Annotated in this window: 2 protein-coding genes; both read right to left on the bottom strand. The window is 45.5% G+C overall.

Features of this window, described 5'->3' with window-relative positions; genetic code table 11:
* On the bottom strand, nt 1-984 hold a 984-nt coding region (locus tag B9Y55_RS12390), incomplete at its 3' end, for an ankyrin repeat domain-containing protein (protein ID WP_200806681.1).
* Between the two features lie 23 nt (nt 985-1,007).
* Nucleotides 1,008-1,373: ankyrin repeat domain-containing protein (locus B9Y55_RS13315; protein ID WP_200806680.1), on the bottom strand; the 366-nt coding region annotated here is incomplete at its 5' end.

Genomic DNA, 1,373 nt, shown 5'->3' with positions numbered 1-1,373 from the left:
TGTGTCTTTTGCCTCGATATCAGCCCCAGCCTTTATGAGTGTCGCGACGATCTCGGGGTTTTTGTTTAGCTCTGCTGCTACATGGAGCGGAGTCTCTTTATATCTAGTTTTTGCCTCGATATCAGCCCCAGCCTCTATAAGTGTTGCGATGATCTCGGGATTAGAGTTGAGAGCTGCTGCAAAATGAAGTGGTGTGTATTCATCTTCAGTTTTTGCTTTGATATCGGCACCGGCATCTATAAGGGTCTTGATGAACTCCGGGTTTGTGTTGAACCGTGCTGCGTAGTGAAGAAGGGTTTCGCCATAGCCGTGTGTATTCGCTCTTGTTACATTCGAAGCTATTTCATTATTATTTTTGGCCTCTAGTGCAAGGGCTAGTTTAATGTGTTTTAAATTGTTTTTCTCTACTAAAAAAACAAAAAAATCGTTGTCTACTGATATATTTTTGGTAGAAGGCAAGAAGAACTTTATTGCCGATATAGGGATGTCTAGATCGTGTTTTATGATTCCCGCTATGGCCTCGGAGGCCCTTTCTTCGTCCGGCTCTAACGATGCATCGGCGAAGGTGGAAAGGGCCTTTCGATCATCCTGGTTTATCTCCATCATGTCCCCAAAGAGATTCCATAGCTCGCACTCCTCGGATTTTAGCGATCCGTCGGCGTGGGCCATTATCCTTAGGTCTATCATAAATATAACTCTCTGTCTTCGTTCGCTCAGAGACTCAAGTACCGATGAAATAGTTTCGCTGTCCGCTGTCTTTGCTGCTTCGATAGCTCGTATACCATCGTCTTCAGGTAGGTTCATGGCTATAGCTCGATTCAGTAGAATGTTCTCTTCCTCTGGATCTATCGAGCCGTCTACGGTGGCTACCATGGCCATGCCCACCAGATAGGCAAAGCGAGCTCCTCTCTCATCGTCTTTCAATGGATGGGGAGCCTTAGACATTTGTTCTTGCCTTTTTTTCATAACATCAAGCAATGACATGTCTTTCCCTCCTTGGATTGATTTTATTTTTTTACTTTAGGTTGACATTTTTTAAAAGCATTTATCATAATTTCATTTTCAGCTGCTTTTGCGAGACTCATAGGCGTGTCTCCACGTTCATCTTTTACGTTGACGTCAGCTCCAGCCTCTATGAGTGCTGCGATGGCCTTAGGGTTTCCGTTGAAAATTGCTGCAGAGTGGAGTGGCGTCATTCCACCTTCTGCTTTAGCGTTTGGATCAGCTCCAGCCTCTATGAGGGTTGCGATGGCCTTAGGGTTTCCGTCTTCTGTTACCGCAGAGTGGAGTGGCGTTATTCCACCTTCTGCTTTAGCGTTTGGGTCAGCTCCAGCCTCTATGAGGGTTGCGATGACCTTAGGGTTTCCGTTGAA

This window comes from Dethiosulfovibrio salsuginis, from assembly GCF_900177735.1.
Taxonomy (GTDB): Bacteria; Synergistota; Synergistia; order Synergistales; family Dethiosulfovibrionaceae; genus Dethiosulfovibrio; species Dethiosulfovibrio salsuginis.
This window is presented reverse-complemented; position numbering and strand designations above follow the sequence as displayed.